Here is a 13,997-nt window from a genome sequence, read left to right on the forward strand (position 1 = left end):
CGGCGCCAGACGCAGCTTCGTTGACAGATTGGCGCGGAAGCTGCGGTTTTCGGGCGGCCGGTGCTAGAGGAGGCGGCGGACGGTGGCGACGAGGCCGTCGGCGTCGAGGCCGAGCCGGGCGAGGATGTGGTCGGCCTTGCCCTGGGGGATGAAGGCAGTCGGCACCCCGAGGCACTCGACGTGGGTCGTGCCGCCGAGCGCGTGGATGCGATCGGCGATCGTCATGCCGACGCCGCCTTCGCGGATGCCGTCCTCGGCGGTGACGACCAGGCGGTGCCGTGCCGCGTCGGCGATCATCTCGTCGTCGAGCGGGGCGCAGCAGCGCACGTCCCACACGGTCACGTCGATGCCTTGGCGGGCGAGGTCGTCGGCGGCCTGCTCCGCGGCGCCGAGCAGCTTGCCGACGGCGAGCAGGGCCACCCGCCCGTCGCCGGTGCGTCCGAGCCGAGCGGCAGTACCGGTGCCGACCTCGTGCTCGCCGACGACACGGGCGGCGCCCTTCGGGTAGCGGATGGCGACCGGGCCGGCATCGGCGAGGCCGATCGCGTCGTGCAGCATCTGCTGCAGTTCCTGCGCGCTGGAAGGGGCGAGCACGCGCATCCCCGGCACCTTCGTGAGCAGGGCAAGGTCGTACATGCCGTGATGGCTCGCCCCGTCGTCGCCGGTGATGCCGGCTCGATCGAGGCAGAACACCACAGGTAGGCGGTGCAGGGCGACGTCGTACACCACCTGGTCCCACGCCCGGGAGAGGAACGTCGAGTAGACGGCGACCACCGGGCGCAGGCCGCCCATCGCCATGCCGGCCGCACCCGTGACGGCGTGCTGTTCCGCGATGCCGACGTCGAACAGCCGCTCGGGGAAGTGGGCCTGGAACGGCAGCAGCCCCGTCGGCCCGGGCATCGCGGCGGTGATCGCGACGACGCGGCTGTCGGCTTCCGCGACCTTGATGATCGCTTCGGCGAAGGCCTGCGTGTAACCGGTCGGCAGCGCCTTCGGTGGACCGCGCACGGGATCGAACACGGGGGCGTCGTGGAGGTGCTTCTCGTCGTCGTCCTCGGCCGGTGGGTAGCCCTTGCCCTTCTGCGTGAGCACGTGGACGACGATCGGGCCTTCCGCAGACAGCTCCTCGGCGTTGCGCAGCGCGTGTTCGACGGCCTCGATGTCGTGACCGTCGATCGGGCCGGTGTACCGAACCCCGAGCGCCTCGAAGAACGACGGCGGCTGGAGGAACTCACGCACGGCCGCCTTGAACGCCTCCATCCCCTTCTCCGCTTGCTGGCCGATGACGGGAAGGCCTTCCAGCCAGTGCTCGAGGCGTCGCTGGCGGGCGACGTAGGTGGGGTTCAGCCGGATCCTGGTGAGGCCGTGGGAGAGGGTGGCTGCGATGCGCCCGGTGATCGGGGCGCGGTCGTCGGCGACGAGCTCCACCGGAGGAGTGGCTGCAGGCAGCGTCTGCGCCAGGTTGGAGATCGTCGGGGCGTAGCTGCGGCCGTTGTCGTTCAAGACGATGATCACTCGCCGCTTGGAGTGGCCGAGGTTGTTGAGCGCCTCGTAGGCCATGCCGCCGGTGATGGTGCCGTCGCCGATGACAGCGACGATGTGCCGGCGTGGGTCGATGCCGACGTCGCGGGCCACGGCCAGGCCATACGCATAGGACAGCGCGGTTGATGCGTGGCTGTTCTCGATGTGGTCGTGTGGGCTCTCTTCCCGGCTCGGGTAGCCGGACAGCCCGCCGGCTTGGCGGAGGTGTTCGAACCCGGCGCGACGCCCGGTGACGATCTTGTGCACGTAGGCCTGATGGCCGGTGTCCCACAAGATGGTGTCGCGCGGCGAGTCGAACACCCGGTGCAGCGCGAGCGTCAGCTCGACTGCGCCCAGGTTGGACCCGAGGTGGCCACCGGTCTCGGCGACGGCCTGGACGATGAAGTCGCGGATCTCCCCGGCGAGCTCTTCGAGCTCGACGTACGACAGGTCCCGCAGGTCGGAGGGGTCGCGCAGGCGTTCCAGTTGCATGGCTGCTCTGACGCTACCCCGGTCCGCCGAGCGCGGTCGCTACGGTCCCCCCGATGGAGTCGCTCTTCGACCTGCGTGGTCACCATGCGCTGATCACCGGCGGCAACTCGGGCATCGGGCTGGGCATGGCCGAGGGCCTCGCGCGCCACGGTGCGGCGGTCGCCATCTGGGGAACCAGCCCACAGAAGAACGCCGCCGCCGTCACCCACCTGAGCGCGTTGGGAGGCGAGGCCTGGGCCGCCGAGTGCGACGTCGGCGACGAGCAGCAGGTGGAGGACGCGTTCGCGGCCACCCTCGACGCGCTCGGCAGGATCGACAGCGTGTTCGTGAACGCCGGCGTCGGCGGCCGGGCGTCGAGCTTCGTCGGCATGAGTGCCGACGAGTGGCGGCGGGTGCTGCGCGTGAACCTCGACGGGGCGTTCTTCACCGCCCGCGCCGCGTGCCGCCACATGGTCGAGCGCGGCGGAGGCGGCTCACTCGTGTTCACCACGTCGGGCTCCGCCTACTTCGGTCAACAGCGCGGGCAGCACTACGGCGCCTCGAAGGCCGGCCTGATCGCGATGGCGAAGGCGATCGCGGTGGAGCACGCCCGCGACGGCATACGCGCCAACGCCGTGCTGCCCGGCTGGACGGAGAGCGAGATGACCGCGCCGGCGTTCGCGTGGGACACGTTCGTCGACAAGGTCGGCGGCAGGATCCCGTTGCGCCGGTGGGGCCGTCCCGACGACTTCGCCGGGATCGCGGTGTACCTCGCGAGCTCGGCCAGCAGCTATCACACCGGCGACGTGATCACCCTCGACGGGGGCTACCACTCGTTCTGAGCTGTCGCCGGCTCACGCGTGCAGGGCGTTGTAGCGTGCGTCGAGGCGGTGTTGGTTGGCCCGGTGCACGGCCCAACCGAGCAGGAAGCCGACCCCCAAGGTGATCTGTCCGCCCACGCCGTCGAGCCAGAAGTGGTTGGCCGTGACGACGATGCAGAACAGCGTCGCGAGCGGGTACAGCAGCATCGCCGCCTTCACCCACCTGCGCCGAGCGAGGGGCCACATGGCGAACGCGCACCACGACGCCCACCCGATGTGCAGGCTCGGCATGGCTGCGTACTGGTTGGAGATGTGGGCGATGCCGCCCGAGTCGAACGACCACGGCCCGCCGTACTCGGCGAGCGTGTCGACGAAGCCGAACGTGGCGATCTCCTCGTCGGCGTCGGCACCGCGCATCGCGTGGGGGATGCAACCCCCGCCGTAGCCGTCGGGCGGGCAGGGCGCGTCGAGCAGCCGTGGCGGCATCAGCGGGAACAGCGAGAAGCCGACGATGGCGAGCGCGGTCGTGAACGCGAGGGTGTTGCGCCAGAGCGGGAACACGTCTGGCCGCTTGCGGAACAGCACGATGAACACCCCGATCGTGACGACGAAGTGGGCCACGCCGTAGTACGTGTTCCAGAACTGGATGAACCACACCGGCATCTGCAGGAACCAGTCCTGGACGGTCTCTTCGTGGTTCAGCCCGATCGCCTTCTGCCAGCGGATGACCCGCATCGCGTTGTTGAACGCCTGTTCGGGCGGGCCTTCGGAGGCGATGCGCGCCGACCCGAACTGGTTCCGCGCCCAGGAGTACACCGCGTAGAAGGCGATCGCGATCATCGCCTCCTTCCACCACAGCGTGCGGTGCCGCCGCTCGGGAAGCTCGGGCGCCTGGGGGTCGGCGTCGGCAACCTGCATAGCGTCGTCCAGGTTAGGACATCAGCCGCGAGGCGACGCTGCGACTGGCCGGTGGGCCGAGGGCTAGCGTCCCGTGGATGACTGAGGACGGCACCATCGTCGAGGGTCACGCCGGGCAGCAGGCGGTCGCCGCGCTGATGGCGTTCGGCACCGACACCATGTTCACGCTGAACGGCGGCCACATCTGGCCGCTCTACGACGCTGCCCGCGACCAGGCCATGCGCGTGGTCGACACCCGCCACGAGCAGACGGCCACGTTCGCCGCCGAGGCCTACGCCAAGCTCACCCGCCGTCCGGGCCTGGCCGCGCTCACCGCCGGGCCTGGCATCACGAACGGTGTGTCGGCGGTGACGAGCGCGTGGTTCAACGGCTCGCCGCTCGTCGTTCTCGGGGGCAGGGCGCCCGAGGGTCGCTGGGGTTCGGGCTCGCTGCAGGAGTTCGACCACGTCCCCGTGCTCGCGCCCATCACGAAGTCGGCCGCGACGGTGAAGGACCCTTCGAAGGCCGGCCACCTCGTCCACGAGGCCGCCTCGCTCGCCGTCCAGCCACACCGCGGCCCGACGTTTCTCGACTTCCCGCTCGACGTCTTCGGGCCCGCGGACGGCGTGGTGCCCGGCGTCGACGCCTCCACCGGTCGAGGCGCGACGCCCGACCCCGACGAGCTGGCCATGCTGGTCGAGCTCGTCGCCGACGCCGAGCGCCCGGCCTTCGTCGTCGGCAGCGACGTCTACTGGGACGGCGCATGGGGCGAGCTGCGCGCCGCGGCCGAGCACCTGCGGGTGCCGTGCTTCTTCAATGGGCTCGGCCGGGGCACCCTGCCGGCCGACCACGAGCTGGCGTTCCTGCGCACCAGGGGCTTGCTGCGCCAGCGCGCGGACCTGGTCGTCGTGCTCGGCACGCCGCTCGACTTCCGGCTCGGCTTCGGACGCTTCGGCGACGCGCAGGTCGCCCATGTCGTCGATTCCGACGCCCAGCGCGCGTCGCACATCGAGGTGCCAACCGTCGCCGGCGATCACCGTCTCGTGCTCGGCGCACTCGCCGAGGCGAGCGGTGGGGCATCGGCGCGAAGGGCGGCGCGCGACGAGTGGGTGGCCGAGCTGCGTGCTGCCGAGAACAAGGCGGCCGCGGCTGACGCGACGCTGCTCGCCGCCGCCGACGACCCGATCAAGCCGAGCCGGATCTACGGCGAGCTCGGCCGCCGCCTGGCCCGCGACGCCGTCGTGATCTGCGACGGCGGCGACTTCGCGAGCTATGCCGGCAAGTTCGTCGAGGTGTTCGAGCCCGGTTGCTGGCTGGACACCGGGCCCTACGGCTGCCTCGGCAACGGGCCGGGGTACGCGATAGCGGCGCGCACCGTGCGCCCCGACAGCCAGGTGGTGCTGCTCCTCGGCGACGGTGCCGCCGGCTTCAGCCTGATGGACGTCGACTCGCTGGTGCGCCACGGGTTGCCAGTCGTGATGGTCGTCGGCAACAACGGCATCTGGGGGCTGGAGAAGCACCCGATGCAGGCCATCTACGGCTGGGACCTGGCATGCGACCTGCAGCCCGAGTGCCGCTACGACGAGGTGGTGCGTTCCCTCGGCGGTGCGGGCGAGACGGTGAGCGACCCCGGTGAGATCGGACCCGCGCTCGACCGCGCGTTCGAGAGCGGCGTGCCCTACCTGGTGAACGTCATCACCGATTCGTCCGACGTCTATCCACGCACGTCGAACCTCGGCTGAGCCCGACTGGTCGAGCGGCCGACAGCGGCCGACCTGGCCGAGCAGCTGAGCTAGCCGACCTCGCCGATCTTGTCGAGGAAGCGGTCCAGCTCGACGAGGACGCGCGTCACCTTGCTGGCGGCGACCAGTCCCCGGGCGTCGCTGACCGACACGGTGAACGTCAACCGGCGACCCTCCACCTTGTCGAGCACCGCCTCGGCGACGACCTCGCCGCCGACGGGCGTCGGCTGCAGGTGGTCGAGCTGGACGCGCATGCCGACGGTGGTCGTGCCCTCGGCGAGATGGGCGTCGACGGCAGCGCAGGTGGCCTCTTCGGCGAGCGCCACCACGCGCGGGGTGCCGAGCACCGGCACCTTGCCCGACCCGAGCGCGAGCGCGGTGTCGGCCTCGGTCACGACCAGCCGTGCTTCTCCTCGCAAACCCACCTCGAGCGGCACGGTGAGCCAGGTTATGTCCTCTCCGCGTGGGGGACACCACCTGATCCCACCCGACGTGGGCGAAGGGCCGCATCGGTAGAGTCCGGCGGATGATCGCGGCCGACGTGCTGGAAGAGGTCCTCGTCCGGGCGCTGCGCGACGGTGCCGGCTTCGCCGAGGTGTACGCCGAAGACCGCCGGTCCACGTCGGCCGGGCTCGACGACGGGCGTGTGGAACAGGTGACGAGCGGACGTGACCGAGGCGCCGGCATCAGGGTGGTGGCCGGCGAGACGACCGGCTTCGCGCACACGTCCGACCTGTCGGCCGCAGGTCTGCTCGCCGCCGCCGAGGCGGCGGCCGCCGCGGCGCGAGAAGGCGGCGGGCAAGCGCGCGCCGTCGCCCTCGAGCAGCGCCCGGGCAGGCGGGTGAGCCCGGTCGAGACATACCCGACGACGGTGTCGAAGGCCGACAAGGTCGCCTTGCTGATGCGCGTCGACGACGCCGCGCGTTCGGCGGGGGCGGCGATCAAGCAGGTGTCGGCCGGTTACGCCGACGGCTGGAAGCGCATCCTCGTCGCGAACTCCGACGGCCTGCTGGTGGAGGACGAGCAGGTGCGGGTGATCCTGCGGGTCAGTGCCGTCGCGAACGGCGACGCCGGCATGCAGACCGGCTTCGACTCGATCGGGCACACCAACGGCTTCGAGATCTTCACCCGCCGCGCGCCGGAGGACGTCGCTCTCGTCGCCGCGCAGCGGGCGCTCACCAAGCTGCGCGCCCGGCCGGCGCCCTCGGGCACGCTCCCCGTGGTGATCAAGGCCGGCAGCGGCGGGGTGCTGTTCCACGAGGCGTGTGGCCACGGGTTGGAAGCGGACCTCGTCGCGAAGGGCGCGAGCGTCTACCGCGACAAGGTGGGCGAGCAGGTCGCCTCTCCTCTCGTCACCCTCGTCGACGACGGGACGATGGCCGGTGAGTGGGGCGCGATCGCCTTCGACGACGAAGGGCATCCCAGCCAGCGGAACGTCCTGATCCAAGACGGGGTGCTGTCCGACTACATGTGGGACCACCTGCGCGCGGAGAAGGCGCAACGAGCGCGCAGCGGCAATGGGCGGCGCCAGAGCTACGCCCACCTGCCGATGGTGCGGATGACGAACACGTACGTGCTGAACGGCAGCGAGGACCCGGAGGAGATCGTGCGCGGCACCGACCACGGCGTCTACGTCGCGCACCTCGGCGGCGGCAGCGTCAACACGGCCACGGGCGACTTCGTGTTCGGGATGACCGAGGCCTACATGATCGAGGGGGGCGAGATCACCGAGCCGCTGCGCGAGGGCAACCTCATCGGGAACGGTCCCCAGGTGTTGCGGGACATCGACCTGCTCGGCAACGACTTCGCGATGGGCAACCCCGGTACTTGCGGCAAGGACGGCCAAGGCGTGCCGGTGGGCGACGGTCAGCCGACGCTGCGCGTGCGCGCGCTCACCGTCGGGGGCACGGCGGCGTGAGCGGCGAGATCGGAGCAGACCTCGACGCGTTGGCGGCGATCGCCGACCGGGTCGTTGCGCTGGCCCGGCCGGGCGAGCAGGTGGAGGCGTTCGTCAGCCGTGAACGCGAGACCGACGTGCGCGTCTACGAGGGTGCGGTCGAGCACCTGATGTCCGCGGAGAGCGGGGGCATCGGCGTGCGCGTCGTCCAGGGCGGCCGCACCGGCTTCGCGTACGCGGGCACGCTCGGCGAAGAGGCGATCCACGAGGTGCTCGCCGAGGCACGTGACAACGCCGGCTTCGGGACGCCCGACGAGTGGGCCGGCCTGGCCGAACCCGACGGCGTGGCGGTGACACCGATCGAGCTGTGGGACGAGCGGCTGACGACCACGCCGACCGAGCGCAAGATCGAGCTGGCGATCGAGTTGGAGCGGCTCACCCTCGCGGCTGACGCACGGGTGCGCGTCGACAACGCCAGCTTCGCCGACGCCTGCGTGGAAGCAGCGGTCGCCACCACGACCGGCATCCGCATCGCGGGGCGGGAGAACGGGTGCTACCTGAGCGTCAGCAGCCTCGCCGACGACGGCGACGAGACCCAGACCGGGTTCGGCTTCGCCGTCGGGCGGGTGCCCGACGAGCTCGACGTGCAGCGGGCGGCGCTCGACGCAGCCGTTCGGGCGACCCGCCTGCTCGGCGCGACGAAGCCGTCCAGCCGGCGGATCACGGTGGTGCTCGACCCCTTCGTCACCGCTCAGTTCCTCGGCGTCGTCGCCAGCACCTTGAACGGCGAGGCGGTGACGAAGGGCCGCAGCGTGTTCGCCGATCGGGTGGGGGAGCAGGTGGCGAGCCCGCTCGTCACCTTGATCGACGATCCGACCAACCCGCTCGCCTACACCGCCACCGACATCGACGGCGAGGGCCTCGCCGCGCGGCGCAACGAGCTGATCGTCGGCGGGGTGCTGCAGCGCTTCGTGCACAACTGCTATTCGGCCCGGCGAGCGGCCACGTCGTCCACGGCCAACGCCGTGCGCGGTGGATTCCGGGGGACACCGGGCGTCGGGTGCCTCGCCCTCTCGCTTGCACCTGGGACGCGCAGCCAGGCCGAGATCGTCGGCGGTATGGACGACGCGGTGCTCATCCAGTCGGTGCAGGGTCTGCACTCGGGCGTCAACCCGGTGTCGGGCGACTTCTCCACCGGCGCGAGCGGCATGTTGATCTCGGGTGGAGCGCTCGGCCGGCCGGTGCGTGAGTTCACCATCGCCTCGACGTTGCAGAAGATGCTGCTCGACGTGGCCGAGATCGGTGGCGACGTCGAGTGGCTCCCGATGCGGGCGGCCGGGATGACCCTCGTCGTCGACGACGTCACCTTGTCGGGGGCGTAGCCGAGCGGCCTCAGGCGGGCCGCAGCACCTCTGACGCCCGTCGGCAGGTGATCCCGAGCGCCGCCGCCCGGGTGACGTCGAGCACCACCCGGCCCGGGCGTGCGATCCCCGACTCGGCGAGGGTCGTCGTGCGCAGCACCGCCGGATCGAGGCCGCACCAAAGGGCGACGTGCTTGGCGAACGCGGCTCGGTCCAGCGGCTCGGGCGAGGCCACGTGCAGCGGACCGGAGACGTCGCGCAACTCGGCCAGGGCGAAGATCGCCGCCGCCACGTCGTCGGCGTGCGTCGGGCAGCGGACCTCGTCGGTGAAGTAGGTCGTCGACGGGTCACCCTGAGCGGCGCGGCGTACCTGTAGCTGGTGGGGGGAGAGCAGGTCGGTGCCGTAGAGCAACGAGATGCGCAGCAGCACCGCGCTCGGGCAGGCCGCGGCGACGCAGGACTCGGCCTCGGCCTTCCAGCGCCCGTAATCCGTGGCCGGGTCAGGCGGGTCGGGCTCCACGTAAGGCGCCGCGCGGCCCCCGAACACGACGTCGCTCGACACGTGCACGAGCCGCGTGTTCACCGCCGACGCGGCGACGGCCTCGGCCACGTTGCGGCTCGCGTCGACGATCGAGTGGCGGTCGTCGCGGCGGTACGCGAGGTGCACCACCACCTGGGGCCGCCAGTCGCGGACTGCTTCGATCACCGGTTCGCGCCGGCGCAGGTCGAGCAGCGTCGATCCGGGGGCGATCAGCTCCCAGCGTTCGACGAGCGGGTGCCGGGCGAGGTGACGACCGAGGAACCCGCTGCCTCCGGTGAGGAACATCGCGTTCTGCCGTGGCGGCCTCCAGAACCCGGTCCGCGGCACGGACCGGAGCATACGCAGCGGGCTCGCGCGGGTACGGTCGTGCGCCTGTGCCCACTCCCGCGGCCGCGGCCCTCGCCCGCCACCCTCACCTCGGCGCTGCCACCCGGCCCGGCTGGGTGCGCGTCGACATGCACAGCCACACGATGTGGAGCGGCGATTCGACGACCACGCCCGACGAGGTCCGCGAGTCCGTCGTGGCCAGCGGTCTCGACGTGCTCTGCATCACCGACCACAACGCGGTGAAGGGCGCGCACGAGTTGACTCGCCTGCTGCCGTGTCGCGTCGTCGTCGGCGAAGAGCTGCGCACCCACGCCGGCGAGATCATCGGGCTGTTCCTCACCGACGTCGTCCCGTTCGGCACGCCGCCGGCCGCCGCGGCGAGGGCGATCCGCGACCAGGGTGGTGTCGTCTACGTGCCCCATCCGTTCGACCCGATGCGGCGCAACCTGGCCGAGCCGGCGCTCGTCGAGCTGTGCGCGGCAGGGCTGGTCGACGCGGTCGAGGTGCTCAATGCGAAGACGTCGCTGCCCAGCCTCAACCGGCGTGCAGCCGAGTTCGCGACCGAGCACGGCGTGCTCGCCGGGGCGGGCAGCGACGCCCACGTCCCCGACGCGCTCGGCGCGGCGTACGTGGAGATGCCCGACTTCGACGGCCCGGCCGACTTCCTGGCCAAGCTCGCCGATGCCGTCGTGGTCGGTCACCACTGGGACGAGCCGCGCCCGTGGACGGCGCGCATCGTGCCGTCGACTGCTGCATCCCGATAGAACCGGGGACCGTGCCCATCGTCCACGCCATCGTGCTCGGCATCGTCCAGGGCCTGTCGGAGTTCCTGCCGATCTCGTCGAGCGGGCACCTGTTGCTCGTGCCGTGGCTGTTCGGCTGGGAGGACCTCGAGGACGAGAGCATCAAGAAGGCCTTCGACGTGGCGCTGCACATCGGCACGCTCGTCGCGGTGGTCGGGTACTTCCGCCGCGACCTCGTCGTATACGTGCGGGAAGGCCTGCGGGCGGTGTTCCGCCGCAGCGTGCCCCCGACGATCGAGGGCAAGCTGGCCCTCTTCCTGGTCGTCTCCGCACTGCCCGCCGCGGCGGTGGGAGCGCTGCTCGAGAGCTGGATTGACACCGCGCTCGGAGGACCGGTGCTGATCGGCATCTCGCTGATCGTGTTCGCATTGGTGCTCGCCTGGGCGGACAGGCTCCAGGGCGGGCGGGCGATGGAGTCGTACACGGCGCGCGACGCCTTGGCGATCGGTGCCGCTCAGGCGCTGGCGCTGAACCCGGGCACCTCACGGTCGGGGATCACGATCACCGCGGCGAGGGTGACCGGGTTCGACCGCGACGCCGCGGCGCGGATCTCGTTCCTGATGAGCATCCCGGTGATCGTCGGCGCGGTCGTGTTCAAGCTCGGCAAGCTGGTGCTGGACGGCATCCCGGAGGGGCTCTTGGCTCCGATGATCGCGGGAGTGATCGCGGCCGCGATCTCCGGCTGGTTCGCGGTGTGGGGCACGCTGCGCCTGGTGCGCACGCACACCTTCGACGTGTTCGTGTGGTACCGCATCGTGCTCGGCGTGACCGTGCTGGTGGTCGCCGCCGCGGGATGGCGCTGAGCACGCACCACCTACGGCGGTGTCGTCTCCTCCGGCGGGGCGACCAGCACCAGCGTCGCCCGGCCCCCGGCCGACGCTTCGGCGACCGTCGCGGCGGCACCGGGCGGCAAGGCGACGAGCACGTCGTTCGCGGCCACGGCGACAACCACACCGCCGGCCACGACCTCACCGCCGACGACGGCCTCTACCGCATCGCCCGGCGCGAGGGGTAGCCCGGAGAGCGACGAGCGGCTGAACGCGACGCCGCGCCAGCCGGCGGGGGCCATCGCGAGCGGGCCGGCCGGGCTGACGTCGGCGGCGGTCAGCAGCTCGCCCTCACCGACCGGGTGGAGCAGCGTCTTGCCGAGCGGAGGTTCGGCGAGCGCACCGGGGGGAAGGACGGCGAGCGGCCACTCGACGGTGTCGACGTCGTCGGCGGAGATCGATCGGCCGGCGTCGATCGCTCGACTGGCGCGGACCGCCGCAGCAGTCGTGCCCCATCGCCTGCGCTCGGCGTCGAGTGCGTCGAGCGCCGTGATCGTCGCCCACGCCACCGCGGCGACGGCGGCGAGGACGCACAACCGGGCCGGCCATCGGCGACGGGTCGCCTTGGCGAGGGCGACATCGGCCCGGCGGCGGAGGTCGGAGAGACCGAGCTGGTCGTACATGGCGTCATCCCGGGGTGCGCGCTGCGCTCGGGGGAAGCCGTGGCGTTGGACGCTACCGCCCGGTGAGGCTCAGTCGGTGCTGGTCGCCTTGCCCGGATTGCTCGCCGGGGCGGTTGTGGCCGCCGCCGCGCCGGGCTTGTCCGACGTCGTCGTGGACGCGCCAGTTCCCGACGAGGTGCCGCCGTCGCTGCCGGAGCCGGCGGTGCTCGACCCGTCGCCCGACGAACCCGACGTCGTCGACGCCGCCGCCGAGTCGGACTTGGTCGATCCACCACCGGTGCCCGAGCCCTTGCGACTGTCTGTCTTGTAGAACCCGGACCCCTTGAACGTCACGCCGACGGGGGTGAACACCTTCTTCACCGCCCGCGGCTTGCCGTCGGAGGGATGAGGGTGCTCGATCAGCGCGTCGTCGGTGAAGGCCTGCTGGACCTCGATCGTCTCGCCCGTGTCGACGAACTTGTAGACGTACGTGGGCATCGCTCGCTCCCGGACGGCATTAGCACTCGGATAGTTCGAGTGCCAACGTTAGCCGCCGGGCGTTCACCAACCACAGTTGCGGCCACGGTTACCCTGCTCGCCCATGCACGTGCACACCGCGGTGATCCCCGCTGCCGGCCTCGGCACCCGGTTCCTCCCGGCGACGAAGGTGGTGCCGAAGGAGCTGTTGCCGATCATCGAGGTGCCGATGCTGCAGCTCGTCGTCGACGAAGCGATCGGCGCCGGCATCGACCACGTGGTCGTCGTCTCCAACCACGCGAAGCCCGCTGTCGAGGCCTACTTCCGGCGTGACCCGCAGGTGGAAGCGGTGCTCGACGAGCAGGGTCGCTCGGGCCTGGCCGACAGGCTGCGCCGCTTCGGCGGCGACGTGCGCGTCTCGTTCGTGTTCCAGGACGAGCCGCAGGGGCTCGGCCACGCGGTGGGGTGCGCCCGGGAGCTGGTCGGCGACGAGGCCTTCGCCGTGCTGCTGCCCGACGAGGTGATGGCGGACTCGTCGCTGCTGCAGGGAATGGCCGAGCTCTGCGAGCGCACCGCCGGTGGTGTCGTCGCCCTGAAGCAGGTGCCGCGCGACCAGGTCTCCCGCTACGGGGTGGTCTGCCCCGACGGCGAGCTCGACGCCCACGGCGTGGTGCGCATCACCGACGTGGTCGAGAAGCCGGCCGTGGAAGACGCCCCGAGCGAGCTCGTGATCATCGGGCGCTACGTGCTGACCCCCGACGTGTTCGACGAGATCGCCGTGCTCCGCCCTGGTTCGGGAGGAGAGCTGCAGCTCACCGACGCCCTGCGGGCCCAGGCTCGTCGCTCGCCGTTCCACGGCCTGCTCTCGGGCGTCGGCCGCCACGACACCGGCAACCCGTTCGGCTGGCTCTGCGCCGTCGTCGACGCCGGCCTCGAGCACCCCGACCTCGCGGTTCAGTTCCGCACCTGGCTCGACGAGCGCCTCTCCGCTTCCTGACGGCGCCCAGTCGCCCGAGCACCCCTCAATTCTCGGTCGGATTTGTGACACATAGCGCGACTCATCCGACCGAGAACGGTGGTTAGGGGCTGGCTTGTACCCGGCGGAAGCGGTTGGGCTCGTCGATCACGAGGCCGTACTCGTCCACCTCCACCGCCGTCGCCCAGCCACCCGTGCCCTGGATCGTGAACCGATGGGTCGCGTTGCGGGTGTAGGTGCGCTGCTCGCGCCGCACGGCAAGGGTCTCGACGTCGACGGTGACCACCTCGGTGCGGGCGCTCTCGCCGACGGCCAGCGGTAGGCGCCTGATCGGGAGCGAGTACGTGAACGGGGTGCACCCGATCTCGACGTCGACGCATCCGTCGAGCTCCACCCGGTGGGCGCCGCCGACCTCGCCCCATCGACCCCCGCCGTCGGTGGCGAGCCACAGGTCCGGATCGGGCAGGTCACGGAACAGCAGCACCTGCTGCACGCGCCACCTCGCCGACAGCCGCACCACGTAGTGCACGTCGACGCCGGTGACGACGCCTTCGACCGTCCAGCCCTCGTTCTCCCAGCGCAGCGTGCACCGCTCGCTGCTCGAGCGCTCCGACGACTCCCACGGCTCCCACGACTCCCACGACTCCCAGGACACCGCGTATCCGTCGACGGGAACCGGCGGGTAGCCGATGGCGGGCTCGTCGGGCGGGGGCATCGACGTCGAGTGTGCCAGG

14 protein-coding genes are annotated in these 13,997 nt (G+C 71.5%); 7 read left to right on the forward strand and 7 right to left on the reverse strand.

Annotated features, from left to right (window positions below; genetic code table 11):
• Positions 1–63 precede the first annotated feature (63 nt).
• On the reverse strand, positions 64–2,013 hold the full coding sequence (locus tag IPM43_11880; protein ID QQS24107.1) for a 1-deoxy-D-xylulose-5-phosphate synthase: 1,950 nt from the start codon (positions 2,011–2,013) through the stop codon (positions 64–66).
• Between the two features lie 53 nt (positions 2,014–2,066).
• On the opposite strand from IPM43_11880, the gene IPM43_11885 reads away from it, so the two are divergent.
• Complete coding sequence (locus IPM43_11885) at positions 2,067–2,834, forward strand: SDR family oxidoreductase (protein QQS24108.1); 768 nt, start codon at positions 2,067–2,069, stop codon at positions 2,832–2,834.
• Positions 2,835–2,846: 12 nt separating this feature from the next.
• Here IPM43_11885 and IPM43_11890 read toward each other — a convergent pair whose 3' ends face one another.
• On the reverse strand, positions 2,847–3,731 hold the full coding sequence (locus IPM43_11890; GenBank protein ID QQS24109.1) for a phosphatase PAP2 family protein: 885 nt from the start codon (positions 3,729–3,731) through the stop codon (positions 2,847–2,849).
• A gap of 77 nt (positions 3,732–3,808) precedes the next feature.
• On the opposite strand from IPM43_11890, the gene IPM43_11895 reads away from it, so the two are divergent.
• A complete protein-coding gene (locus tag IPM43_11895) occupies positions 3,809–5,452 on the forward strand; it encodes an acetolactate synthase (GenBank protein QQS24110.1) in 1,644 nt (547 codons plus the stop codon).
• Positions 5,453–5,502: 50 nt separating this feature from the next.
• Here IPM43_11895 and IPM43_11900 read toward each other — a convergent pair whose 3' ends face one another.
• A complete protein-coding gene (locus IPM43_11900; protein ID QQS24111.1) occupies positions 5,503–5,889 on the reverse strand; it encodes a thioesterase in 387 nt (128 codons plus the stop codon).
• An 89-nt stretch (positions 5,890–5,978) separates the two neighbouring features.
• Between IPM43_11900 and IPM43_11905 the strand changes: the two genes are divergently transcribed.
• The gene (locus tag IPM43_11905) at positions 5,979–7,370 is read left to right on the forward strand and encodes a TldD/PmbA family protein (GenBank protein QQS24112.1); all 1,392 of its coding nucleotides are present in this window, start codon (positions 5,979–5,981) and stop codon (positions 7,368–7,370) included.
• The gene (locus IPM43_11910) at positions 7,367–8,731 is read left to right on the forward strand and encodes a TldD/PmbA family protein (protein ID QQS24113.1); all 1,365 of its coding nucleotides are present in this window, start codon (positions 7,367–7,369) and stop codon (positions 8,729–8,731) included. Before IPM43_11905 ends, IPM43_11910 begins: the two co-directional genes overlap by 4 nt.
• Before the next feature lie 10 nt (positions 8,732–8,741).
• Here the strand turns inward: IPM43_11910 and IPM43_11915 are convergent, their stop codons facing one another.
• Positions 8,742–9,578 carry a sugar nucleotide-binding protein gene (locus IPM43_11915; GenBank protein QQS24114.1) on the reverse strand — a complete coding sequence of 279 codons (837 nt, stop codon included), beginning with the start codon at positions 9,576–9,578 and terminating at the stop codon, positions 8,742–8,744.
• A 47-nt stretch (positions 9,579–9,625) separates the two neighbouring features.
• Between IPM43_11915 and IPM43_11920 the strand changes: the two genes are divergently transcribed.
• Positions 9,626–10,342, forward strand: a complete 717-nt coding sequence (locus IPM43_11920) for a PHP domain-containing protein (GenBank protein ID QQS24115.1) — start codon at positions 9,626–9,628, stop codon at positions 10,340–10,342.
• Between the two features lie 11 nt (positions 10,343–10,353).
• On the forward strand, positions 10,354–11,184 hold the full coding sequence (locus tag IPM43_11925) for an undecaprenyl-diphosphate phosphatase (protein ID QQS24116.1): 831 nt from the start codon (positions 10,354–10,356) through the stop codon (positions 11,182–11,184).
• 11 nt (positions 11,185–11,195) lie between these two features.
• Here IPM43_11925 and IPM43_11930 read toward each other — a convergent pair whose 3' ends face one another.
• On the reverse strand, positions 11,196–11,831 hold the full coding sequence (locus IPM43_11930; GenBank protein QQS24117.1) for an SAF domain-containing protein: 636 nt from the start codon (positions 11,829–11,831) through the stop codon (positions 11,196–11,198).
• 69 nt (positions 11,832–11,900) lie between these two features.
• Positions 11,901–12,308 (reverse strand): FmdB family transcriptional regulator, encoded by a 408-nt coding sequence (locus tag IPM43_11935; protein ID QQS24118.1) that lies wholly within the window; start codon positions 12,306–12,308, stop codon positions 11,901–11,903.
• 103 nt (positions 12,309–12,411) lie between these two features.
• Here IPM43_11935 and IPM43_11940 point away from each other — a divergent pair, with 103 nt between their 5' ends.
• The gene (locus tag IPM43_11940; GenBank protein ID QQS24119.1) at positions 12,412–13,284 is read left to right on the forward strand and encodes a UTP--glucose-1-phosphate uridylyltransferase; all 873 of its coding nucleotides are present in this window, start codon (positions 12,412–12,414) and stop codon (positions 13,282–13,284) included.
• An 82-nt stretch (positions 13,285–13,366) separates the two neighbouring features.
• Here IPM43_11940 and IPM43_11945 read toward each other — a convergent pair whose 3' ends face one another.
• Positions 13,367–13,978: a putative glycolipid-binding domain-containing protein gene (locus IPM43_11945; protein ID QQS24120.1), complete on the reverse strand. Its 612-nt coding sequence runs from the start codon at positions 13,976–13,978 to the stop codon at positions 13,367–13,369.
• Positions 13,979–13,997: the final 19 nt, after the last annotated feature.

The sequence above is a fragment of the Actinomycetota bacterium genome (genome assembly GCA_016700055.1).
In the GTDB taxonomy this organism is placed as follows: Bacteria; Actinomycetota; Acidimicrobiia; order Acidimicrobiales; family Ilumatobacteraceae; genus Kalu-18.

Excerpts from the sequence above, each read along its gene's own strand:
- IPM43_11880 (QQS24107.1), bottom strand. The coding sequence starts at position 2,013 with ATGCAACTGGAACGCCTGCGCGACCCCTCCGACCTGCGGGACCTGTCG.
- IPM43_11885 (QQS24108.1), top strand. The coding sequence starts at position 2,067 with ATGGAGTCGCTCTTCGACCTGCGTGGTCACCATGCGCTGATCACCGGC.
- IPM43_11890 (QQS24109.1), bottom strand. The coding sequence starts at position 3,731 with ATGCAGGTTGCCGACGCCGACCCCCAGGCGCCCGAGCTTCCCGAGCGG.
- IPM43_11895 (QQS24110.1), top strand. The coding sequence starts at position 3,809 with ATGACTGAGGACGGCACCATCGTCGAGGGTCACGCCGGGCAGCAGGCG.
- IPM43_11905 (QQS24112.1), top strand. The coding sequence starts at position 5,979 with ATGATCGCGGCCGACGTGCTGGAAGAGGTCCTCGTCCGGGCGCTGCGC.
- IPM43_11930 (QQS24117.1), bottom strand. The coding sequence starts at position 11,831 with ATGTACGACCAGCTCGGTCTCTCCGACCTCCGCCGCCGGGCCGATGTC.
- IPM43_11935 (QQS24118.1), bottom strand. The coding sequence starts at position 12,308 with ATGCCCACGTACGTCTACAAGTTCGTCGACACGGGCGAGACGATCGAG.
- IPM43_11940 (QQS24119.1), top strand. The coding sequence starts at position 12,412 with ATGCACGTGCACACCGCGGTGATCCCCGCTGCCGGCCTCGGCACCCGG.
- IPM43_11945 (QQS24120.1), bottom strand. The coding sequence starts at position 13,978 with ATGCCCCCGCCCGACGAGCCCGCCATCGGCTACCCGCCGGTTCCCGTC.